This window comes from Paenibacillus sp. J53TS2, assembly GCF_018403305.1.
Classification (GTDB): Bacteria; Bacillota; Bacilli; order Paenibacillales; family Paenibacillaceae; genus Fontibacillus; species Fontibacillus rhizolycopersici.
In genome coordinates, this window is the sequence record NZ_BOSK01000002.1 from 108,638 (window position 1) to 134,243 (window position 25,606).

Genomic DNA, 25,606 nt, shown 5'->3' on the forward strand with positions numbered 1-25,606 from the left:
TGTGGATAATGTGAATTTCGTGGATAACTTGTGTGCAAAAAGAATCCCGACACCAGGTTTCGCACCCCAGTGCCGGGAAAAATTGTGGATTAAATATAGTTCAGTTTATCCAATACACGCTTCAGCATGACCGCAGCCTGTGCGCGCGTCGCATTGCCTTGCGGCTGGAACGTATTCGTCGTCACGCCTTGAATGATGCCTTCCTTCACGGCTTTGGCCACCGTGTCCTTGGATTGGATCTTTGCCGCATCCTTGAACTTCGTTAACGTTGCCGTACTCGCGCCGTTCATCGACGTATCGTACCCGGCGTATTCCATCGCCCGCACCATCATCAGCGCCATCTGCTCCCGCGTGATGTTGCTATTCGGCTTAAACGTGCCGTCGGCGTTGCCGTTGATGATCCCGGCCTTCGCCGCCGCCCCGATGTATGCCGCCGTCGTTCCGGACGACACGTCCGGGAAGCGGCGGGCATTCGCCTCATCCCCGGCTAAGCCGAGCCCCTTCGCGATAAACACTGCGAACTCCGCGCGAGTGATGCTCTTGTCGGGTTCGAAGTTGGAGCCGGATGATCTTGGACTCGCAATCAGCTTGTTGGTTAACTCGGCGATATCGTTTTTCGCCCAATGCTTGGTCGTATCCGTGAAATAGCTATAACCGATGGCCGGACCAATCAAGGCATTGCCGGAGGTCGTTCCTTCAAACAAAAGCGTCCCGCCGCTGCCGGTCGTGCTGGAAGGCAAATGGGCCATCGTCCGATTGGTCACATCGTATTTAACTAAGGAGGCCTGGTCTGCCACCGATGCCTGTCCCGATAAACGATAGTGAATCTGACCTTTGTGGGAGACATCCACATCGTTTTGTGGAGACGAGGTGTTAAAGGCTGACACGCTAACCTGAACCGGGTCTGCCAATGGAGTTAAGGTCACGCTACCTGTAGCGCCTGCCGAAGGCAACTGATTCCGTGAAACGGTCTCCAACTCGATCAGCAGGTTAACGGAATTCAGCGTATCCGCCATTAGCGAGCGAGAAAGCTCAGCATACGGGATTTTCTCTACCGGCACTTCATAGAGCACGTTTCCATATTTTACGGCAAAAGAACCCGTTTTTCCGCTATTGTACAAATCCATGAATCCAGCCATCGGTGCCGCAACAAGCGCCGCTTTCTCGCTGGACGGCACTTCGAAAACCAACATCCGACTGTTGACGTTGTTATTAGCCAAATATTTGAACGACTCCTGCAGCTTCGCATTATCCAGGGTGTATTTATTCACGATTTGGCCGTGCTGCGTGCTGCCCCCAGAAACTTGAGCCGCACCGGATCCCAGGACGAACCCGGCTTTGCCGTAATCGGCAGCAGCCAGCGTCGTAAGATAGGAAGGCTGACCATTGGCTCCCCCGGTTCCTGGAGTGCCGGTTCCCGTTCCCGTCAAGTTTTGAACAGGCATATCGCTGTAGCTCTTCAGGATGTTCCCCAGATAGTCATATAAAGGCGCTGACCCTGTCATATAAGATAGCTTGACGGCTTGGGTTGGCGTAACCGCCGAAGTCAGCTTCAACGTCAAGGTATCTCCGCTGATCGAAGCACTTTGCAGACCACGTGCCGTCTGATCGACGGCTACGTAAAACTGATTGACGGGGATATAACTCAACGCCATGAGTGACGTATTATACGTTACCGTGAGAGTGTCCCCGCGTACAATGGCGGAACGGATGCCCTCCGTGACGGTACTGTAGGTAACTGGCTGCAGATTGATATATCCCGCTAAGTTTCCATTCAAATCGGCAATACCACCTACCCCGGACACATAAGAGAGAGTCACGGCTTGGGTTTGCGTAAACGAGGAGGCAAGTGTCAAGTAAACCTGACTCCCTACGATTTCTACATTCGTCACGTAAACAGGCGAGTTGTTTACAAGCACCGAAAATTGACTTTTCATCGGGATGCTTGTCGTACGCAATGCTTCGTTGTATGTCAGTACAAGCTTGTTCCCCGAACCCTCTACCCCCGTAAATTCGGGAGGACGGGTATCGTTGTAGTTCCTTACGAAGTAATCGGAAAAGCTTGGAATGTTCTGTCCCCGGTAGTCCTGCAGCGGATAAGATCCTGGAGAATAGGAGACTTTTACAATTTCTCCATTGGATACCGAACTGGAAAGATACAGGGTCAACGTCGTCCCGCTTTGCGAAATGCTGTTAATACCTTTGGAGTAACCATCTGCCGTTACTGAAAATTGTTGATAAGCATAGCTCGACACGCTCTTCAACGTATCACTGAAATTTAAGACCAGCGTACTTCCGGAGACATAACCATCCTTTGGTTTGGGCAGAACCGAATCAACGCCATTTGTCACTTCCCTACTGGAAAAGGAAGCGGCTGCATTCCCCCCCAAATCTCGGATCGGTCTGACGCTGTTTCCGGTGTAGGCGATGGTCACCTTCTGCCCGACGGCTACGCCGGTTTCCAGGGTTACATAGGCGCTGTCGCCGGAGACGTACGCGTTGCTTAACTGGCGCGTCTCGCCGTTTACAGTGACGGAGAAACTGGACGTCAGCAAGCTAATCGAAGAGTCCAGCGATTCATTGTAAAGGAGACGAATGACCGAGTTGCTGTACATCGTTGTGCTTTGCAAGGTCGGCGCGGTATTATCCGCACTAACCGTCTGGAAGGTCCAACTGCTCGTCCCGGTCAGTCCCCCAAAGGAGGTTCCTCCTGCCGCTAAATCCACGATGGCACCGGCAGCGATGTTCACATAATAGGTCGCCCCATCCTGCAAATTACCCGTCGGATCGATGATCAACTGACGGTTGTTCGAAGGGTTCACTTGTACGGTCGCCGGTACAGAAGTCGCAGTTCCTTGCTTGTACAAGCTAATCCCGGACGCATTATTCAGTGCGATACTCCGGTTAAATGTCGCAATCAAATTACCCGTTACTGGATGATTCGTGCTGCGATCGGCCGGAGACAATGAACTGACGGCCAACGTCGTCGACGTCGTGGTTCCCGTCGTAAATGACCAAGTGGCTGCCGGGGCCGGATTACCGTCGCTATCCGCAAATGCCCCCGTCGGAACTTCTACTGTGTATGTTGTATTCATGCTGAGAGCCGCCGCCGGCTGAATGACGATCGTTTTGGAGTCGCCTCCCGTCACTTCCGTAGAGGTGACGTTGATCGTACGCTGCACGACCGTCCCCGCTTTAATCGTGATGTTGCCGCCAACCGGATACACGTTACGGCTATAATTGAGCTGTAACGCGGCCGACGGGTTTATGCCGGTTCCAGTTGGCGCGTATTGCGAAACCGTGACAGGAGCTCCTTTAACGGAGAACATCCACAGGTTAGCGTTATTGATACCGGCATACGGCGTCCAATCGGCATCGCGAAAGGCCGTATTTTCGATCAGGACATAATATCGTTCGCCGGCCGATAGTTTCGTTGTCGTGAATTGGATTTTCGTTCGATCTGTCGGATCCGGATAACTAACCGAAGTAGCCGCAATCGTTTCGACTGTCTTATTATCGGAAACCCGATTGATCAGAATTCTCCCGCTGCCGGCCTCAATCGGTTCACTGAACGTGGCACTCAAGGTAAGCAGGTTTCCTGCAGCCAATGGCTCGCTCTTATTATTCGGCGTAAATGTATCAGCCGTTGGAGCGATATTACTTGAGGATACGGTCGTGAACGTCCATTCCATAATAGGAAGTGGATTATTCCCATCTACTTCGATAAACGTTCCTGCCGGAATTGAGATCTTATATTCCTTGCCATTTGCTAGAGTAGGTAGCGTCAAATTCAACTCTTGGTAATCCTGATTCACTCCCGAGGCCGGACGCAATTGAATTTCACCATATAGCGTATCGGAACTCGTGTCCGTAATTGCGATGTCTTGGGAAGTGAATGTCACCCTTTTTTCAAATTCTATTTTAATAGAAGTATTAATACCGACTCCCCGGTCGCCGTCCCCTGGGCTAACTTTAACTGTTCCACCCAGCATACTCGAAGCAGCCACCGCCGTCTTTGAAGATAGATTCGTAAAAGATGTTGTCACGCCGGAAGTCGCTCCTGCTAAAGCACCACCGAATAAATTTGCCGCCAGTAAGATAGCTATAACTGCGGATGCTCTCTTTTTCATGTCTAGTAACCTTCCCCTTCCCTGAAGCCAAGTTCTGTATATAAGTCAGCCTCATCGGCAACGAAGCGCATACCTATATCTATTAACGGCAGATTTTCCCTTCGAGTTTAGAAATCAGAGCAACAAAAAAAAGGATACTCCCTCACGAGTGAGTTCGAGTATCCTTTAAGATGATGATACAACAATTAAAGTCCCGCTTGCACCTTCAACGCCTCCGCCTTGTCCACTCTTTCCCAAGGAAGGTCGATGTCCGTACGTCCAAAATGTCCGTAAGCAGCGGTTTGCTGATAAATCGGACGGCGCAGATCCAACATACGAATGATTCCCGCCGGGCGAAGATCGAAGTTCTCGCGAACGAGCTCCACCAGCTTCTCTTCCGATACTTTACCGGTTCCATACGTATCCACGTTGATGGAAACTGGATTCGCTACCCCAATGGCGTACGCCAGTTGGATTTCTACCTTGTCGGCCAATCCGGCAGCAACCAGGTTCTTCGCTACGTAACGAGCGGCATAAGCTGCGGAACGGTCCACCTTTGTCGGGTCCTTACCCGAGAAGGCACCCCCGCCATGACGGGCATAACCGCCATAAGTATCGACGATGATTTTACGTCCGGTCAAACCGGCATCCCCTTGAGGTCCGCCAATCACGAACCGACCCGTTGGGTTAATAAAATATTTCGTATCCCCGTCCAACAACTCGGCCGGAACAACGGGAAGGATCACTTGTTCCTTAATATCTTTTTGGATTTGCTCCAAACTGATCTCTTCGGCATGCTGCGTGGATACGACGATCGTGTCCACTCGATTTGGCTTGCCGTCAACATATTCAATCGTCACCTGCGTTTTGCCATCGGGACGAAGATATTCCAACGTGCCGTCCTTGCGCACTTCAGACAAACGGCGTGCGATCCGGTGAGAAAGTGCAATTGGAAGCGGCATCAGTTCCGGCGTTTCATTTGTTGCAAACCCGAACATCAAGCCTTGGTCGCCGGCCCCGATATTTTCGGTTTCCTTATCCACTTGAGCCGGATCCCGGTGTTCCAGCGCGGCATTCACGCCTTGCGCGATGTCAGCCGATTGCTCGTTTAACGAAGTAAGTACCGCGCAAGTATTGAAATCAAAACCATATTTAGCACGCGTATAACCGATCTCCTTGACCGTCTTGCGCACGATGGCTGGAATATCGACATACTCGGATTTCGTACTGATCTCCCCGATCACGAGCACCAGGCCCGTGGCTACTGATACTTCACAAGCAACGCGAGCATAAGGGTCATTCGTCAAAAAAGCATCAAGCACCGCATCCGAAATTTGGTCGCAAATTTTATCCGGGTGCCCTTCGGTTACGGATTCGGAAGTAAACAGGTGTCGCCCTTGTACGGACATAATTTCAACCTCCCATGGATAGTATGGCTGCAGCCTGTCTATCCAATACAATATAAAGCCCAAGCAAAAAATGAACCTTTCCCAAATCGGAAAAGGTTGGATTAGCATCCTCAAAGGAAATAGTATCGCATTTGCCAAGTCGTGTCAAAATAATTCATGACTTTTGTGGAATAATTTATAATGGTTGTTCAAAAAGTCATCTTATCATGACGAAGCAGAGCACTTGAAGTAAATTCGACGTCGAATCTTGAATTCAGCCGGGCCTAAAGCGTAGGCTTCCGAAGTATGTTTCCTCCGGAAACATTTCAGTTGCTCACGTAGATCTGTCTACGCTCCGCTACTCAGTCCCTAACTTCATCCAACCTTCTCGGTCCTGATAACCTGTCTTTTTGAACTTTTCACTTATAGAATAAAGTTCCGTTCTGCATGAGCAACAAGGCGCTTCGTAATTTCTCCGCCAACGGAGCCGTTTTCACGGGATGTCAGATGTCCCCAGCCTCCGCCGCTGCTTTGCCCACCGCCTAAAGCGCCCAGTTCACCGGCAAATTCCGTATCCGCTGCTCCTGTTGCCCCATAACCTACAGGCAATCCGAACTCCGCGGCGATTTCGTATTTCCATTGTTGTAACACCTGACGACTCTCCGGTACGATCTTCCGATTGCTTTTTGCCATGATTCCAGACACCTCCTGATAAGTTGGTTTCAAGAAGTAGTATGGCATCATCTTCATTCCCTACGCTCAGGAATGTTTGTCTCTTCTGCCCAATCATGCCAATCCACAAGTTGACTATTTAATTTGGTATCCGCCCCGCACCATGACCGTTAGATTGTGGGTATCCCCATCCTGTACTTGAATCCCCCGGCCCTCTCTAGGAAAAGACAACAAATGGTTGTTCGCCACGGCGCCCCCGTTCGTGATATCTTTCCCATCCGTGAGATCCGCTACCCCGTTAGAATCAGTGCTATAAATAACCGCTTTCCCGGAACGAACAATAAACTCCGCCCCTGCAGCAGCAACAAGTATCTTCCCTGGTTTGACATCCACGATTTGAATTCCAGCATCGCTAGAGCTGCCCCCAGAGCTTCCTGTAGATGGCGTACTCGGTGTACTGGAACCTCCCCCTCCACCAATCGCTTGTTGGATCGCCTGATCCACATAGCTCTTGGTAACTACCGGATCATCCGCAGTACCCGGTGTCGTTCCCGCACCTTCCGCTTGCATACTCAGTAGCGAGCCTGCCCAAACACTACCGCCAACCAATACCACGGCCGTTACTATTTTCCAACCGGTCTTCATCATGTTCCTCCTCTATGACTCTGTTACAGTATATGATAGAGGTTTTGCTAGAAAGGAACAAGCCCAAATCCGGAGGGGATTTGGGCCTTGTTAGCTTATAAAGCTATTTAGGTGAAGAGTAATAGTAACCTTGACTTCCTAGTTTAACTTTTTGCCCTTGGAATACATCGTAAACATTAAGATAGAATGAACCATAAGTTTTATTCTCAAAAGTTAAATCGCTGATACTGAAACTACTTGTTCCACCCGCTGTTAGTTTCAAGTCTTTTTCAGGGGTAAACTCTTGTTCAAAACTCCGCCCAGTACTTGTGTCCACAATTTCGAACAAATACTTATGTTCAGACTCTCCAATTGCATAACCCATGTCTCGAGTTAAGTTGTAATCAAATGTTACATTAACAGAAGAAGATCCTGTAAGGCTAGCGCTAACAGTTTTTACAGTCAAATTGTATGGTGGTATATTTAAATTACTTAACGTACTATTTACTGTAGGCTGTGTTACAGCCAACGCTAATGACGCTGCATTTACATACCCTGTAGGTACCTCCTTTATTGGAGTAAGTTTACCGTTAGTAATACCTTCACCTACGATTAGTTTCATATCACTGGTTGAAGATGTTTTCGGTATCTTAGCCCACAAAGTAACAATGCTCTTTTCCTCAGGCCCAACTGAAGTGTCAATTTGGCTAACGGTTGCTTTATAGGTTTGACCATTAGAAGTTTCATATGATCCTGCCAGCTGCGAAAGGTCGATTTGATGATCTTCTAGGTTTCTGGCTTCTAACTCTGTATAAATGATGTCTGATGTAGTACCGCTATAAACAAAAGATCTTAATATTCTTAACTCCTGCTGGCGCCCAGAAGTCTCAATCTTATACGACTCTCCTTTACTTATGTCCGGAAGATTAGGAAGTTGACCGGCATTACTAAATTGAACCCATTCCGAAGTTGCAGTCTCACCGAGTTTCTCCAACAAAGATATTTGAAGTTGACTAAAGTCTAAGTAGTTTGGAACTTTGGATACGACATATACATCCGTTGACATATTGGCTCCAAGCAAACCAACGCCTTGCGTAGTAATTAACTGAGTATCCGAAGTTAATTTAGCTGAATCCACTTTGACCTGACCTACTAAATCAGGCAGCATTACAGTTTTGAAACCTGTGTTATCAATCGTAATTTTTGCGGAAACTAAATCACTATCGCTCCATGGCAATCTTTGTACGGAAGACAAAGTTACTCCAAGTATACCATTACTTGTCTGAATGAATTGCTTTTGGCCAATCATATTATGCACAGGTTGCATAGCAGGAAGCGCAAAAATACCGACTGGATAAGCAAATGCATCTTTTGAATCTGTAGCAGCAGGGAGATTCATAAATAATTGAGGATTGCTGGTACTCACATTTGCAGGAATAGTTACCGGCAAATTAATGACTTTCTCTTCTAAAGGTTGCAAATCCAGATTTTCAACACTTTGTGTTGTAATGGGTAAACGATATCCATCAGAAGTCTGAAGTTCAAATTGATATTTGGGAATTGTTACAGTTGTGCCCGCAGTATTTCTTAATGAAAACCGAATCGACAAATCATGCTCATCAAAGGTTTGTAGCAGTGTTGAACCTGTCACTTTTACGGCAATCTTACCGCTACCTAGGGAAATAAATTTCTCCACATTGTGTTGAACTGCAAGCGATTTATTTGACGCATTCGGTAATTGCATCGTTGCAATGGGAAGGCTAAGTTTAGTAGTTTCATCATCTTGTACCAGTTGCAATTCCATATTAGTCAGTTTGATACTTTTAGGAATAGCAGTCATCAAATTTAATGTTTTATTGTCTTGCGGTTGTATTTTATAGTCCGTACTCGAGGAATCGACGGACATAGGATAACTTGCTCCGCTTGATGTTTTGACTACGAACTTGACTTTTGGATCTTCAAAAATCTTATATCCAATATTCTGTAGATTCAACCCAATGCTTACGTAATTGTAATCCCCAGACGCGAACGCAGCTACTTGGCTGACCTTAGCCTTCACTGGAGTATCAAAAACTTTTAAAGTCTTCGATTGATCCGATGGAGTTGATGTCAAATATGTAGCAGGAACTTTGAACTGCCCCTTTAAATTTTCATAGTTTGCTTGACTGAAATCCCACTTAACTACCTGAAACACCAAATTACTGATTTTTGTGTTTTTTCCTACCCTAGCCACATACGTCAATGTCGTTGATGAACCTGCCGATAACTTCTTCTTTTCTTTGTCCTTAGTCATCATTGAAGTACTGTAAGTTGTTCCGCTGACCGTTTTAACTTTGGACCAATAATCCAATAGATCTAGCGTCTTATTATCTCCATTTGTAATTGTCAATGTATAAGTAAGCAAACTCTCCTCATCTAAAGTTAAAATATTCACGTCGGTTAATCTTACAGTACTTTTCGTTGAAATCTTTATCGGATTTAGGTTAGCTAATGTATGCACAACAGTTTTAGCGTGCTTCGTTGTAGTTGTTTTGGTATTTGTTGTACTTGCAGCCATTACACCAGTCGCGCTTGACAACAATAGGCTAAAACCTAGCGCGGCAGCAGTTACTTGAATCTTCTTCAATGTCTTGCCTCCCCGTAATTATTGTACTTATAAGGTATAACGTATTCCGTCGCAAAATGTTTCACATTAGCACATATGTATTTTAACACTCTATTCTGAAAATAGGCTTAAAAGTAGCAAGTTCGGTGATTTAAAAAATTATAGTTTCATATATCCAAAATAAAAGAAGACAGAGGCAGTAGCCTCTGTCTTCTTTCAAAAAACTTCTTATTACTTCGCTGCTTGAACCCAGATAGTGCCATCAAAAGTGAATTTTTGATTTACCAGGGAGTTACCATCAAGGTCAGTGAAGTTTGTAGTACTAATTACATCACCAGTAACAGGTGCATCACCAGCTGTTTTGAATGTAATAGTGATCGTCTTAGTAGCTACAGTGTATACTGCAGTGTTAATCTTACCAACTTGAGCACCGTCAAGTTTAGCAAGTACAGACGCTAGGTCAGCAACATCCAGATCTTCACTAGCAGTCAATACCAAAGTTGTTACACTATTTGTACCCGCACCAGCTGCACCAGCAAGAACTGTAGGAGCTGCATTATCAACGTCAACTTCGATAGCGTCATTAACAGCAACTACTGCAACATTGTTTGCAGTTGGAGTAGCAGCATCCTTAATGTATCTTACGGATGGCATCGATACTTTAACAACACCAGTTTTCGCTGTAGTAAAGGTTACAACAAGATCATTTGCAGTCGCAGGAGTAGCAGTACCAGTAGCTGCAACAGTGTAATCAGTTCCAGGAGTAAGAGTGTTTCCGTCCTTATCTTTGATTACAAGGTCACCAGCTTCATTCGTACCTGGAGTTACGATTGCAGTCAATGCTTCGTTGAATTTGATTGTCATAGTTGTGCCATCAGCAGAACCAACAATCTTATCAATGGAAGCTGCAATCTTGTCTACTACAGGCGCTGCTGCTGCAGCGGAAATCGGCAATCCGGAAGGAGTCGAAGTCGTTGCATTCGCATTAATAGCTACAGTAACACCATAAGTGCCACGCAATGCGTTGTCACCCAGTTTATCCCCATCAGCCAAAGTCAGAGTAACTTTTTTGGTATCTGTAAGTTCAGCTTTAAGAACACTCAAAGGAGTTCCATTTGCTCTTACATCAAAGTCACCAAGATTTACGCTGCTGGACAACAGAGCCGATTTAAAGTACACGTCGATTTTATTGGTAGCGGAAGCCTCAATTTTATCAACGCCAAGATCTGCTGCAGCAACAGTAATTACAGACTGGTCAGAAGTCAACCCGGAAATGTAGTTACCTGCAAGGTCTTTAACTAATTGAACACGAATATCAGTTACGTTAGCAACGTTAACACCGTTTACGCCAGTTGGGAAGTAGAGGATTACGGACTTTCCATCTGGAGAAATATTGATGCTAGCACCATCCGGCAAGGTCTTCCAGTCAGCAGATCCGGAAGCTTTGTAGAAATATTTAGCTTTATCAACTGCATTTCCATCACCAGAAACAGCAACTTGCTCACTAAAAGTGATAGCTACAGAGTTGTTAGCCGTATTTCTTACAACACCACTAGCCACGATAGTTGGGTTACCACTGTCTTTAATAGTGATGGATGTAGTGTAAGGAAGAATGGCATTTTTCAGTGTTGTGTTATCCGTTACACCCGAAATTTCCAGAGTGTATGTCTTGCCTTCAGTCAAAGCCTGAACCAAAGCAATATCAACAACTTTTTTGTCAGCTGGTTGAGAGATTGTTTTCAAGTTGCTAACAACTTTACCGTCAGCATCTTTGATCACATAATTAGCAGACTTAGTTGCAGCTGTCGGTTCGAGAACTTTGCTGAATTTAACAGTAATGGATTTAGAGTTATTTACTGTTACATTAACAACTTCTGGGCGAACTTGGTCAACCACTGGATTCACTTGAACTTTAGTATCAGTAGCAATTACGTTACCTGAGTAATCCTTAACGCCGTTGATGATCAAGTCAGTAGCATAACGGATAGGATAATTACTAAAGTCAAACTCATAAGTGTCATCAGAGATCATTTTAACTGCTGTGTTTGGATATCTCTTTGTCGTCCCTTCGTTCCAATAAACATTAGCAGCCAAGACAGTAGCGTCATCTACAGGCTCGCTAAATTTAACACGAACGGATTCAAACGTTGCACTTTCAACCGTAGCAGTAGGAGCAGTAGAATCTTCAACTACAGCAAAGTCAAAAGATTGACTTAGAGATTTGAAAGAAGCATAGTCCTCAACAGCATTTACAGTAAGCTTGTGGTCACCTGTAGCAAGTTTAGAATACAACTTAACAATTACCGTGTTACCGGAAATTTTTGTGTACCCAATAGCTGTGCTACCATCGACTGTAAAGCTGTTACTGTTTGCAGTCTTGATCGGCTCACTGAAAGTAATTTTAACCGTTTGGTTACCAAGTGCTTGAACACCTGTAGCTGTTGGAAGCGTAGCGTCTACTGGTGTAAATTTGTAATCAGTTACGCTAAGCACTTTATCCCCTGCTTTAACGTTGTTGAATGTCAATTTGTATTCAACTTGGTTAGAGAAAGGAAGATTAGCACCAGTTGTATCCAGGGTCAAAGTTACAGCTTTTTTGTCAGAAGACAAGGAAGCCGAGTTAATCACTTTACCATTGATAGAGTAGTTGTTTGCATCTTCTGCAGTCGCTTTTTCAACTTCGCCATCAAAAGTTACAACAACTTGTTTCAAGTTGTCAGCAGTAACTTTCTCAACTTTAGTAGCCGTAGTCAAAACCCAAGTTACAGAAGTTTTGATTTCTTCGCCAGCTGCAGTTTTGAAAGTAACTTCAGTTTCTTTGTTAGCTTCCAAAGCTTTTTCCAAAGTTACTTTCACTACTTCGTCGTTGGAGAGCGTGAACTCAACGTTCTTGCTGTCAACTACTTTGTAGGATTTAACTGTTGGAACTTGAGCTGCTTCGTAGATTGCATAAGCTGCTACAACTGCTTGGGAGCGAGTTGCTTGAGCTTGATAGTTGATGCCGTCAGCCAGGTAACCAGCGTTAACCGCTGCTGCTACATAACCTTTAGCCCATGCGGATGCAGTGTTGTTTGCGTCAGCTGGAACTTCCAGTTTCAGAGCAGTTACCAGAACTTTAGCCAGTTCTTGTACAGTTACTGCGCCGTTCGGATCGAACAATTTCTTAGCTGCATCTTTACCATTGAGGATGCCAGCTTGTGTAGCAGCTTCAATGTAAGTGCGGCCCCAGTGGTTCGCATAGTTCTTATCGTTGTAAGAAGTAGCATCAACTGGTTCCAAGCTCAGGGAGTTAACGATGATTTTCGCGAGTTCAGCGCGAGTCAACGTTTTTTCCAAGTGGGACAGGCCGTCTGGGAAGCCAGATACGATACCTGCTTCTTTCAATGTGTTGAATTGTTGCTCTGGAGTCAATTTGGCATCAGCACCGAATGCTACGGAAGCAAACATGGAGAATGCCATTGCTGTAGACAAAGCTACGGACAAAATTTTCTTCATAACCTTTTTTTCTCCTCCTTGATTAACTATCACATGAGAGTTTTCTTTAAATGAATAGCTCGTGTTACTCATTAGCCATTGCACCCCCTTTCCAGAGCTTGAGCAAGTTTCCTATAAATTAGGTCTGCAGCAAAACTGCAGAAACTTGTAACCTCATTCATTTGATAGAATGTAGAAATAGACTAGTTTCCTAATCCTACCTAAACATTATACAATGGGTCCCTAGAGCCGTAAAGCTAATTTTTCTAATAGATAGACAAGTTTCCCTATGAGGAACACCTTGCCATGTCTAATTTGGTCGCCATTGTCAATGCTCTACATCTTAAACGCAGCAGGTTTCAAAAAGTTGCGGGGGTTTTAAAAAAAATTGCGAGATTGTAACTTTTTCTAAGATTCCCCTTAGTTACGCCTTTTTGACTCCCTTGCCGCCTGACGGAAATTAGTATATCATGCCGGAATATGTCAGTCATTAAGCAACTTTTCCCATTTTCACGCTATCTCCATTGTATGTTCGGACACGACAAATAAGACGTCCTAAATGGGACGCCTTATAGGTAATCTCGTACCAAAAGGCTTCTGAACTATCTTACTCTCATGGCCAATTGGATAATACGAGCCCGCATTTGCGGATCGGTATTCAGTTTCTCATACATTTCATCGATCGCTTGCTTGTTGTCCTTGTATGTCTTCTCATGCGTCATGGTGATATGAGACCACTCGATCAATTCGTTCTCAGCTTCGCGCAGCTCGGTGAAAGCATCATGGAAGCCCGTTTCAATAACTAGTCCTTCCATGACTTCCTGGGTTACTTCTTGCAGCTTCGCAGTTTCTTCAATGCGCTTCTCTAAAACTTTGGATCTATCCTCAAATTTGCGCTTTGCTTTCGAATAACCCAACTGCGGTTTAGATAGGATCGGTTTCATCTGTTCAAGTTCACCCTTTTGCGTATTGTCTATTACTCTGCTTATTTTAACGTAAAGCTCGTGAAATTACAAAAAGATGTAATTGGAAAAAAAGAAGCGGTCCGGATCGACTCCGGCCGCTTCTTTGGCGAAGATCAATTAGCTAAAGGTCTTCGGGAAGATACTCGTACTCTTCTTCAACAGTTCAACCGCGATTTTCCCGGCTTCCGCCCGGGTCATTTCACTGGTCGGATTAAAGTTATAGGAAGCTTTCTTGGCACCCGGCAGAGTGACCGGGCTTCCGGACATGATTTTGGCCTTCGTTACGGCTTGGACAGCAGGCAGTGCGTAGTAATCAATTCTGCCTGCATCCAGAAACGATTTGGCCATGCTATCCTTCAGCTTCTGATCGTTCAGGGCCAGCTTCAACTTGAGCGCTCTGGCAATCATGACCGCAGCATCCTGACGCGTAATCGTCATGTTCGGGGAGAAGAAACCTTCCGTCCGGCCTGTAATAATACCAGCTCTCGCAGCGGTTTCCAAATGTCTGTAATCCCAGGTCGTTGTTTTCGCGCCATAAGGAACATCGAAGAACGTTTGCTTCTGATCATCCGGTACCAACGGCAAGCTCAACCCTTTGACAAGCAAGGTGGCGAACTCACCACGCGTGGTCAGGTCGTCGGCGCCGAATGCGTCCGAACGGAGGTATTCCATGATCCCTTTTGAATACAATCCGTTCAGAATGTTGCGCGCCCACGGATGGTTCGTAATATCGGTAAAGCTTCGGTTCAGCTTATAAACCGCGTAGTACCCAAATTCATCGAAAGGAACCGAAACCGTATGGGATTTCGTATCGACTTCACCAGGAACTCTCGTCCATCTTCCGACACCGTCAACCTCCGTATATTTGAATACCGTGACCAGTGTGCCTGCATCATCTACGACATTGCTGTCATAAGTCAGTTCCAGTGTCCCGCGCTGCGAAGGAACGACTTTTCGTTCCGGTTCGAATTTCGTGAAGAACCCTTCGACCGAATAGGGTGCTAAGCCGTTCGTAGCTGATTTATAACCCGTGGTGCCTTTATCGCCTAATTCGCCTACGCCGCCGCTGATCCAATAAATATTCGAGATCCGCGTGAAGTTAAAAGTATCGACGGTCGACGTGAAATTGCTCTTTAGCGAGTCCAACAAATTATTGTTGCCGTTGATTTCGGTATTGTTATTGAAATAAATCCCGTAGTCATTCCGGCGTTCAACGACCCCGTCTTTCGGATCCGCGATACCGAACAGCAGCTTCGTATCCGGATAGAACTTGGCGACAGTATTTCCGGCCGCCGTAGCCGATCTCATAATCGTTCCTTTAGGGAAGGACAACTCTAATTGTTTATTGAATACGGAATATTTCGTTGCCGTCTTTTCAGCCATGAATTGCGTATCTGTAGTAACCTGGCTGGTGTAGTAGACACTGATGCTGTCATCGATCGTATCATTACCCCGAACGATTTGGATTTTAATCGTATTCGCCTTATCCGGCTTCAAACCAACATAATCGTAAACAAAACGATTTTGTTTATCCGGTTCTGTGCGGCGCGTGGCCTCTTCCTTACCGATGATGACCTTCGTTGCTCCTTCGGCTTCGATGTCAAAGCGAACGAAGTTCTTGTTCACCACATACTGGTCGCCAACTGTAGGTTGAGGTGCCAGCAAACGATATGGTGCCGCTTCCCGAGTAACTTCTACCCGCTGGTTTGTGCGGGCGCCTGTTTCGTTAATCAACTCCAGGTTGTACACATGCGTGCCCGTCGTATCTTTTTCAAATTGGAAGTCGCCTAAATAAGTTACATTCCCGCTGGCATCCGTCTGAACGTTGTTCATGATCCGAAGCAAGAAATCGTTACTGTTCCCGACAACTTCATAGTAGTACTTCTTCGTATCGGCAGGATAATAACCGTTCGTCGCAGTAAACTTATCTGGGCTTTTCGGTACTACAAGCGAAAAGATCGATTGCGAACCCAGATACAAATTCACTTTGCTTGCGCCGCTGCCGCGAATCACCATATCGTAACTCAGTTCACTGGTAGTATACGTCCCATTATCCTTCGGCGTAAATTCAGTAGGAATCTGCGTAATTTTCCCCACCGCTTCTTCCACGGCATCCTTCACGGTCGTGCTCGTCGGAAGAAGGAAGTCGTCCTGCGCCGGGAACGGAGCCCGGATATCGCCGGTTACGGATGTTTGAGGAACTTTGCCCGGATGGAATTGCGTGATCGTCGCTACATTCTCGTCGACAATATAAATGCGCAACTTCTTGGACACCGGAACCCGGTTTCCAGCAGCGTCGATATACTGCCCTCTAAACTCGATGGTATTCTCACCAGCAACGAGCGGACCGCTCGCCGATATATACAATGACAAATCAAATTTAGGGAATTCCGCTTTCCCCAGTACGCCTTTTTGGACTAATGTCGTATCCTTACCGAAGTTGGCTTGTTCGGCCGTGGTTAGCTTACCCACATTAATCCCGTTCACGAAATACTCAGGGTTCAGAGTAGTGATTTCAGCGTCCGATGACGCCTTGAACCCGAAGTATTCCCCGGAAACCACAAAATCCGTTTTCCCGGTCCCAGAGTTTTTCGAATTGAAGTAATACGTTTGACCATCCACCAGATTGTCTACCAATATCCCGCTAACTGAGGAATAGGAGATCGTGGCGTCAAAAGGATTCGACTTACCCGTGTACTCGAAACGTACCGTTTGACTTCCTGTTGCGAAACCGGTGACTTGATAAATGAATGTATTCGCAACGTTAGTGCCGCCTAAGGTTGCTTGGACCCCAGGAGTCGAGATCGTCAAGTTTTTAGTCCCAAGCGGCAAGTATTTCCCTGTCAACGCATCCGTAGTGGCGATACCGCCATCCGTTTCAACCAAAATATAAAAGTCGCCTTTATCTACAGTCCCCAATGGAAGTTGGGTTCGATTGTCGAGCTTGCCTGCATCGCCAGCCACATAATCCGGCAGATACTTTATGCTCTTAATCGTTGTTTTGTCGGAAACCCGGTAGACCGGTGTATAAGACGTGCTAAACGCCCACTTCGTGACCGGAGGCGTATCCGTCGTAACCGACTTTCCGTATTTCACATCAATCTTCGGTGCCTGAGTAGCTTTCGTAGTAGTTCCGTCGGCTTCTTTCTGGGTCGGTACTCCAGTGATCTGGAACGTAACGAGCCGGTAGACCGGACCCGTAGAATCTTCGATAATTACTTCTTCGGCCGTTCCGGTCGGAATCACGAAGTTTCCTGCGGTATCGTATAAGTTTGGAGCCAGCATTTTAATGTTGGCCGCGGCAACAACCGTATCATCCACGGACACTTCGTAATCGTCCTTAAATTCTTTATCACCTGCGCTGAAAGGAACCATGACTTGTACGATGATATCATTGTCCTCCGTCCCATCACGCAAACTTGGAATGCTCTTTAAGAGATCATACGCCTTCGGACTATTGTTTTGGTCCACAATATGGAGATCAATGAATGGGTTCGTATCCGTAAAGTAATATACGTCACGGGCGATTTCAATCGAGTCGGAACCGTTCGTGAATTTGATTGTCAGTTTATTCAACCCGGGTGATAGTTTCAAGGCCGGAGTGGATAACTGATTGTTATAAATGTCCGTCGACAATTCCTTCCCGTCGATCGTTACAGTTGCTTTTGTTGTATTGAAGACTTGCCCCACCAAGGAAATCTGAGGGCTTTTTACGACAACGCGTGTCCCTTCATTCAAGCTGATATCCGAAAGGAAGCCGCTTCCCGAGATTGCCAAATTCGAGTAATAAGGAATTTTATCATACAAGACGAAGAAGGTCTCGGAGCCTTCCACGTTACCAAACGTTCCTTTGAAGGTAATCCGGTTCAACCCGGGGAACAGGGTCAGGTTGGAAGCGATAAACCGATTCTCGTTAGCCGGGTCCTTCGCGACGATCCCTGGAGCTGTATGGACCTTGTCAACGACCCAAGTGGCTTTCGCGTTGTCCCAGGCCAACAGATCTACCTGAGCGTTTAGGGTATCGCCAGAGACCTTGGAGTATGCGCCCGAAACCGTTATGGTTGGACTATTCGTCACCTTAACCTTCGTTCTCAAGTTAGCATCATTGCCAATGGCATTCAATTCGTAGTTTGCCGTTTTCAGGATATCCCGATCATCCGGCGCAAAATAAGTTGTTGCTGCATAAGCCGTGGAAGTCAGCCCCACTGGAATCAGCGTAACAATCAAAGACAGCAAAGCCAGCCATAGAAACGGCTTCCTAAAGCGTTGCATGGATTAATCTCTCCTTTGTCGTGTAATGTGTGTTAATGTCCCCGTCATGGTTCGGCAGGGACTGCCCAAAAGCGTCACTTACATATGTTATCGGTCGAAAAGTGGAAGAATTTTAGGAAAACATGAAGAAGAATCCAATGAAAATCGCGGGACGAGAAAAACCCCCGGCGTTTTCGCGGGGGTAAGCGGTTTGATATTCCTCTCCTGGGTGTATAACGGACCTCAATGACCTTAAACGCCGATTTCCCGGACATTTCCCGTTCTAACGGACTACAGAGACCTTATTGGGCTCTTTCTAACGCGCAATCACCGGACTTGTCCGGAATAAGGTCTCCTCGGTCCGTTAGAATCCAATGCTAATCTCATCCGTGCAATTAACGGCTCTGGTGTCCGTTACGTCAGATCCCCCACGGTAGGCGGCAGGCGTGCATGCAAAAAACAACCCCTGCGGCTTCACCAAGCCAATCAGGGGTTGTCCACTCATCAAGTCAAGAAATGCATAATCGTCCTGCATTTAGGTATGCTATAATTTCGTACTGTTGCTTACTTGTTGCTGTTACTTCGTGCCGCGTTCAGCTCCAGCCTTCATGCGCAAGCGGGCGAGGAAGTCGAGCACCGGGCGCTTGGTCTTGCCGATCAGGCCGATGACCTCGGCGCCGATTTGCAGGAAGAAGACCATGACGCAGATGACGACGAACGTCACCCAGTTGGCGTTGTACATCGCGGCCGACGATTGGATGACGGCCAGCACGCCAAAGAAGGCGGCGATGCCGTAAATGATCAGCACCGTCTGGCGGTGGCTGAATCCAAGCTCGCGCAGGCAATGGTGCAAGTGACCCTTGTCCGGCGAGAAGATCGGCTTCTTCTGCATCCAGCGGCGGACGATGGCGAACATCGTGTCCGAGAGCGGCACGCCGATCAGAATCAGCGGCGTCAGGAACGACACGATCGCGATCTGCTTAAAGCCGAGCAGCGACAACAGCGCTAAGCTGAAGCCCAGGAACAGGGCGCCCGAGTCGCCCATGAAGATTTTGGCCGGGTGGAAATTGAAGTACAAGAATCCGATAATGCTGCCCAGGAGCAACAAGCAGAGCAGCGCCACCATCACGTTACCCATCAGGAACGACATCACGGCGATCGTACCGATAGCAATAGCGGAAACCCCTGCAGCCAGTCCGTCCAAGCCGTCGATCAGGTTAATGGCGTTTGTTACGCCAACGATCCACAGGATGGTAAACGGAATCGCCACCCAGGTCTCCACTGCGGCATACGTGTGGAACGGAATATTGGCGAATTCAATACGTATATCGAACACGAACACGACCACGCAGGCCGTTGCGATTTGAATGACAAATTTAAGTTTGGCCGGTAAATCGAAGCGATCGTCGAAAGCTCCCAGCAGCACGGTGATGGTTCCGCCAACCAGGAAAGCTTTGATGAAGTTCACCTCGCGTACCGAAAATACGTCCGGAAGGAACGGGAGAAGCAGAAAAAACGTGATGACAAAAGATAAGAAAATCCCTAAACCACCGAGTCTCGGCATAATTCGTGTATGCACTTTGCGCGCATTGGGTACGTCCACAGCACCGACCTTAATTGCAAACTTCTTAACGAGCGGCGTTAGGCCCAAAGCCAAGCCAAGTGAAACGATGAACCCGATGATATAAATCATCAACATTACATTTCGACCTCCAATTGTTCTGCACCGGAATGATTATACTCCGAATGAGGAGAAACACCAACTCCGTATTTGTGCAAAAAACCGCAGTTATTCATGGAAATCGAGACATTTAGCCCATTTTCGTAAGGTTTTCTTTCTCCCGCAGCACGCGCACGGCGAATTTCGGCAGCGCAAGCATTCTGCGGAAGCGGGTAGGTTCCTTTAGTAACCGGTACAGCCACTCTAGTCGAAGCTTCCGGAACGCCATGGGAGCTCTTTTGGTGCGTCCGGAAATGACGTCAAAGCTGCCGCCGACCCCCATCATGATGGGGACGCGCAAGACGTCTTTGTATTTCGCGATCCAAGGCTCCTGCGTGTCCGCCCCACGGGCCACAAACAGCAGATCGGGAGCGGCTTTGACGATCTCATCGATGACTTCCGGGTCTTGATCGGGCCCAAAATAACCGTCGCGGTATCCCGCAATCGTCGTACCGGGATATTGCAGCGCCAACCGGCGGGCGGTTTCCTTCACAACGTCCGGCGCTGAGCCAAGCAAGTACACCTTCCAGCCCCGGCGTTCCCCTTGCTTCATTAATTCATGCAGCAGCTCGTACCCCGGCACGCGTTCCGCAACCGGATCGCCGCCTTTTTGCGCGGCCCAGACCAGGCCCGTTCCGTCCGCTACGATCAATTCAGCGGTTTGCATCATCGCTTTGTATTCCGGGTTCTCGATGGCCGCCATCATCATGATCGGGTTCGCCGTTATCACATGATGCAGCGCCTTATCCGCAACCGCATTCGTTAAATGAGCGACTGTGTCTTTCATTCCCCATTTGCAGACGGGTACGCCAAATACCGAAACCGTCGGGATACCTTCCTTGATCTTGGTCATCACCTGTTCACCCATCACTTTCGTAAAAATTCAACGATCCGCCGCGCGGGCACCCGTGCTTCCCGCTTCAAGTCCGCGATTTGCGCGGCGTGGCTCTTGCGCCACGTCCCGGCTTCCTGCAGGAGGCGCTCCCCTTCCGCGGCCAGAATCCGCGGATCCAGCTCCTCCGTGGTCCCGACCGGGACGCTTCCGATGCGACCCAGGAAATGGTCGATCTTCGGGTCATACGAGACGCCGAGCAGCGGAACGTTCTGCGAGGCGGCGTAGATCAAGCTGTGCAGCCGCATACCGACCAGCAGGCTGCACCGGCTCACTTCCCGCAGCATATCCTGCGGGTGCTCCGTCTCTGACGCGATGCTCACGGTGCAGCCGCGTCCCGCCACATTTCCCAGCCGATCCATCACGAAGCGCGAAGCTTCGTCGTCACCGGGGAAATGAAAGGGCAGGAACCGGATATGCACCGGTTTGCGGCGGCAGAGCAGCGAGAGCCCCTCGGCCAGCTGCGTCAGCTCGGTTCGCGCTTCGTTCCAGAAGCGAACCGACACGCCAACCACCGGCAGTTCCGAGTTGGAATCGCCTGAAACACCGCCGTCTCCCTCCGGCCCGGCGACATGCTCCCACAACGCCAATCCCATGACAGGGTCAGGCACGACCTGAACCGCATCCTTGCCGCGAAGCCCCATGTCCCGCAGCAAACTCGCCGATTCCGCATCCCGCACGGAAATATAGTCGCAGCGCCGGAACACTGAAGCGATCAGCGGCCGGAACAGCTTGCGGTTCACCGGTCCGATGCCCTGGGCGTAGACGAAGGTTGGCTTGCCGAGCCACTGCGCTAGCTTGATCACACCCAGATAATAAGGGATCGACTTGATCCCGGTGGAGTCCTGCAGCAAGCTGCCGCCTCCGCTGATCAAACCGTCGCTGCTCTTTATAGCCTTCCTTACCTCGCCAAGTTTCATCCGGTGCACGGATTCTACGCCGTACGTCCGACTCGTCCATTCCGGATCCATCGACAGCACGATGGGCTTAATATCCACGCCCGTGGTAAGCCCTTCCTCTTCGAGAGCCAGCAAGATGGATTGAAGTACCGCCTCGTCCCCGCTGTTGCGAAATCCGTAATACCCCGACAGGACTAAAGTTTTAGTAGTCGTGGCGACCATTTATCCCAGCACCTTTCAATGATTTGCCAAACCAGAACGGCGATCAGACCCATCACCAGTCCCAGTCCCATACCGAGAACATCGCGAATCAGCGAAAGCACTGCCGGAGTATGAATATGCGCAAACGTGTCGACCATCGACAGCTGGCCCATCACCGCAATAATCATCGCGAACATCGCCCAACGATAGCGGAAGGCCGCGAACAAACCTACAATAAACAAAGGATGCGCCAGCAAAAATTCCTTATTCCGCGGCCGCACGCCAAAGGCGTTCTCCAGGAAGGAGCGGAAGGCCGCTTCGCCCGGCAGCAGCGTTCCCGCATTGCCGGTCCGGGACAAATAATACAAAGCCGCAATCCCAAGCACCGCAGCAACGGCTACCCATAATACCGTAATCGGCATGCTCAGCCATTTCCGCAATTCCTCCCAGACCGAGTTCCCCCGATACAGGAACACATAGATCGCGATCAGCAAAATCGGTCCCAAATGCAGCAAACTTACGCCGCGGAACTGATTCAGCACCAAACTGTACGTAATGTTGTTCAGCAGGGCGATGACGAATGGTACGGCGGTCAGCGATAGTAATGACGTTTTAATAAACAACACGATCGTATGCGTCAACCGGCGTCCGCCAGGCAGCAGGGTGGAATGCTTCTCTTGCAGTTCCTGCACCTTGCGAATGGCCAGGATCATGGCGATCGTCGGAGCACTGATGGCGACGAACAGAGCCAGTGCCTGCTCCATTAATACCGGCTTCAGCACGTAAAGTCCGGCCGAGCCGATCAATCCGAGCACAAAAGCCGCTAGCGTGAGCGATGGCAAGAAGAAGGAAATCAGCAGCGCTACGAACGCTACGCCTCCGAGAACGACCAACGCTTTGAGGTATTTTTGCCAGCTGGCGTCATGAATCGTAAAGGCTTCTGCCTGTCCCAGCTCGAACCCATTGTTTTCGATCCGCTCAATGGCCTTACCAGGAGCTTGCAGCGAACCGATCAAATTGTCGATTGGATTCGTAATCGCAGCTTTTGCCAAGTCCTTAGAAGCGGATGCGTTGAGATACACCATCCGGATATTCCGGTCTTTGGTAGCGAGCACGAACCGGTCGGCCAGCGTCGCCTTTTCCTGGGTCGCTTCCGTATCGGCCAAAGAGTGCAGGCGCACCACATTATAGTCGATCAAATAGGCCAGCTTGTTGAAGCCTTTTTGCGGGGCCTTCAGGTTTTCGATGGCCGCGATACCAATGCCGTGTTTCTTCAGCGAATCGGCAAATCCCTGCAGGCTGTTTTTCGACTCGTTATCCGTATAGCCTTTAACGGCTTCCCCATCGAACAAAATGCGGGTGACCCCATTCTCGGCGAAAAAGGCCAGCTCCTGATCCATCTCTTCCTGATCATAAGGGATATTGTCAGATAGCCGCGGTAGAATCGTAAAGCCCTTCTCCCGCAGCATAGCGAACGCGATGGGATCCAGCGGCAACGGCTTTATGACCGCTTCCTCCATCCCCATGCCGATCACGAGACCTCCTTGATCCTGATACTGCCAGTTCGCCACCGGCACGTCCAGTTTGCGGAACGCCGCTTCGATCATCGGCTTCAACTGCGCTTCGTTCTCCGCATTGGTAAAAGCCAGGTACGTGTAATTCCCGTTCTCCGTAATGACGGCCCCGTTCAGCTTCGCAGCCTCCACGGAACTAAACACCATAATTCGACGCGTCTTCGACAATTCGTCGAGCGTGCTTTCAAACATCGCCATCGTGCCTACGCCGGCTTCCTTCAACCGGTCCAGCTGTTCGTCCAGATACGCCTGCGGATCCGCCTGATACGAAGCGATATCCACCAAACCTCGATAATTAAAGACGAACTCCACCTTATTCGCGGACGATTCCGTTTGAACCCGCTGTGCGATCACCGGCACGGATGCCAGGATTCCGACAATCACCAAAACCCACAACCATTTGCGGGAAGCGTTATTCCACCGCTGCCAACTTCGAATCACTAAGGTACCTCCTCAAAAATGCATCAATCCACATCTGTTATTTGTTTCCCCAAACTAAAAAAATCCGTTTACTTATCGACGCGAGCCAGCACATCGTCCTGAATCCGATTCAATCGAGACTTGGCGTCTTCCGTAGAAGTCCCGCACACGCCAAAGTAGAATTTGATCTTCGGCTCCGTACCCGATGGACGCAGACAGAACCAAGAACCATCCTCCAGCAAGAACTTCAGAACGTTTTCCTTCGGCAAACCGTCAAGTCCAAGCGAGTAGTCAAGCACTTCGGATACACGTACGCCTCCGACTTCTTGCGGCGAATTGCTGCGGAACGCTTCCATCAGCGCGCCGATTTGAGCCAAACCATCTTTCCCTTTTAATGTCCGGGATGCCAACGCTTCGCGGTAGTAGCCGAATTGCCCGTACAGCTCTTCCAATACGTCGATCAACGTCTTGCCTTGGCGTTTATAATAAGCAGCCGCTTCACAGATCAGCGTGGAAGCCACGACGGCATCCTTGTCTCGCGCATAGTTACCCGCCAGATATCCGTAGCTTTCCTCATAACCGAACAAATAAGTAAATTTGCCGGAGGCTTCAAACTCATTCATCTTCTCGCCGATATATTTGAAGCCGGTCAGCGTGTTAAACACTGTAGCTCCGTAATAGCGGGCAATGGCGGCGCCGAATTCACTGGTTACGATCGTCTTGACGACCGCGCCGTTGGTCGGTAGCGCTCCTCTCTCCTTCAATTGGCTTAATACATAATGGACGAGTAAGGAGCCCGATTGGTTACCCGTAAGGATTTCATATTCACCATCTCGCGTCCGCACGACCGCACCCATCCGGTCTGCATCGGGGTCCGTGCCGATTAGCAAATCAGCGCCCACTTGCTTGCCCAGCTCGATTGCCATCGTAAAGGCTTCCCGTTCTTCCGGGTTCGGAGACTTCACCGTTGGAAAATCGCCATCCGGCAATTCCTGCTCCTTCACGATGTGTACTTGCGTAAACCCGATCTTCGCCAATGCGCCGCGAACGGGAAAATTTCCTGTTCCGTGCAGCGGAGTGAAGACGACCACGAGGTCCTTAGCCGCACCGGATGCCATCAGTTCGCGGTTAACGCTGGTGTTCGCCACCGTCTCCGCAAACGCCTCATCTTCGGCGGCCCCCAGCCATACGAGCAGCCCCTTCGCTTCCGCTTCCTCGCGGCTTAACCGCTTGACCTGTGCAAAAGAGGCGATATCTTGAATCCGGGCAATGACCTGTTCCGCTTCATGCGGTACCAGCTGTCCACCCGTCGAGTTATATACTTTGTAGCCGTTGTACTCCGGCGGATTGTGACTCGCCGTAACGACGATACCCCCGGTAGCCTTCTGCGAACGTACGGAGTACGACAACTGTGGCGTTGGGCGAAGCGAAGGGAACAGCTTTGCGACAATCCCGTTGCCGGCCAGCACCAAAGCCGCCTCAAGCGCAAATTCCGGCGAGAAGTGACGGCAATCATGCGCAATTACAACCGAAGGCGCCCCCGATTGGCCGGCATGCGCTTCCAGAATATATTCGGCAAAGCCCTGCGAAGCACGGCCTACCGTATAAAGGTTCATGCGGTTGCTCCCGGCGCCGATCACGCCACGCAAACCGCCCGTACCGAACTCCAAATCCCGATAGAATCGGTCTTCGAGTTCAGCCGGGTTATTTTCCAAATCGCGTAACTCTTGTTTGGTCGCTTCATCAATCGATGGGTCTTGCAGCCAACCTTCCAGCTTCTCTCGTACAGCCATGCTGATTTCAGTCATTGGT

Annotated in this window: 13 protein-coding genes; all 13 read right to left on the reverse strand. The window is 48.7% G+C overall.

The genetic code is table 11. The features are described 5' to 3' along the window. Positions 1–89 precede the first annotated feature (89 nt). Entirely contained in the window at positions 90–4,046 is a 3,957-nt protein-coding gene (locus tag KJS42_RS05105; protein WP_244868388.1) for an Ig-like domain-containing protein, read from the reverse strand. Between the two features lie 269 nt (positions 4,047–4,315). Next, entirely contained in the window at positions 4,316–5,518 is a 1,203-nt protein-coding gene (gene metK / locus KJS42_RS05110; protein ID WP_213622194.1) for a methionine adenosyltransferase, read from the reverse strand. 402 nt (positions 5,519–5,920) lie between these two features. Then, a complete protein-coding gene (locus KJS42_RS05115) occupies positions 5,921–6,190 on the reverse strand; it encodes an alpha/beta-type small acid-soluble spore protein (protein ID WP_213622195.1) in 270 nt (89 codons plus the stop codon). 114 nt (positions 6,191–6,304) lie between these two features. Further along, the gene (locus KJS42_RS05120) at positions 6,305–6,814 is read right to left on the reverse strand and encodes a hypothetical protein (protein WP_213622196.1); all 510 of its coding nucleotides are present in this window, start codon (positions 6,812–6,814) and stop codon (positions 6,305–6,307) included. 103 nt (positions 6,815–6,917) lie between these two features. Continuing rightward, positions 6,918–9,419, reverse strand: a complete 2,502-nt coding sequence (locus KJS42_RS05125; protein WP_213622197.1) for a hypothetical protein — start codon at positions 9,417–9,419, stop codon at positions 6,918–6,920. Positions 9,420–9,629: 210 nt separating this feature from the next. Further along, on the reverse strand, positions 9,630–12,965 hold the full coding sequence (locus KJS42_RS05130; RefSeq protein WP_213622198.1) for an Ig-like domain-containing domain: 3,336 nt from the start codon (positions 12,963–12,965) through the stop codon (positions 9,630–9,632). Between the two features lie 509 nt (positions 12,966–13,474). Then, positions 13,475–13,816 carry a hypothetical protein gene (locus KJS42_RS05135; RefSeq protein WP_213622199.1) on the reverse strand — a complete coding sequence of 114 codons (342 nt, stop codon included), beginning with the start codon at positions 13,814–13,816 and terminating at the stop codon, positions 13,475–13,477. Positions 13,817–13,954: 138 nt separating this feature from the next. Continuing rightward, positions 13,955–18,109 (reverse strand): S-layer homology domain-containing protein, encoded by a 4,155-nt coding sequence (locus KJS42_RS05140; protein WP_213622200.1) that lies wholly within the window; start codon positions 18,107–18,109, stop codon positions 13,955–13,957. Between the two features lie 556 nt (positions 18,110–18,665). Further along, positions 18,666–19,787 (reverse strand): glycosyltransferase family 4 protein, encoded by a 1,122-nt coding sequence (locus KJS42_RS05145; protein WP_155607683.1) that lies wholly within the window; start codon positions 19,785–19,787, stop codon positions 18,666–18,668. A gap of 112 nt (positions 19,788–19,899) precedes the next feature. Continuing rightward, entirely contained in the window at positions 19,900–20,661 is a 762-nt protein-coding gene (locus KJS42_RS05150) for a WecB/TagA/CpsF family glycosyltransferase (RefSeq protein WP_213622201.1), read from the reverse strand. A 14-nt stretch (positions 20,662–20,675) separates the two neighbouring features. Continuing rightward, on the reverse strand, positions 20,676–21,821 hold the full coding sequence (gene csaB, locus KJS42_RS05155; RefSeq protein WP_213622202.1) for a polysaccharide pyruvyl transferase CsaB: 1,146 nt from the start codon (positions 21,819–21,821) through the stop codon (positions 20,676–20,678). Then, complete coding sequence (locus KJS42_RS05160; protein ID WP_213622203.1) at positions 21,794–23,815, reverse strand: DUF5693 family protein; 2,022 nt, start codon at positions 23,813–23,815, stop codon at positions 21,794–21,796. The genes csaB and KJS42_RS05160 overlap by 28 nt, the downstream gene beginning before the upstream one ends. A 68-nt stretch (positions 23,816–23,883) precedes the next feature. Then, positions 23,884–25,602 (reverse strand): phospho-sugar mutase, encoded by a 1,719-nt coding sequence (locus KJS42_RS05165; RefSeq protein WP_213622204.1) that lies wholly within the window; start codon positions 25,600–25,602, stop codon positions 23,884–23,886. Between the last annotated feature and the right edge of the window lie 4 nt (positions 25,603–25,606).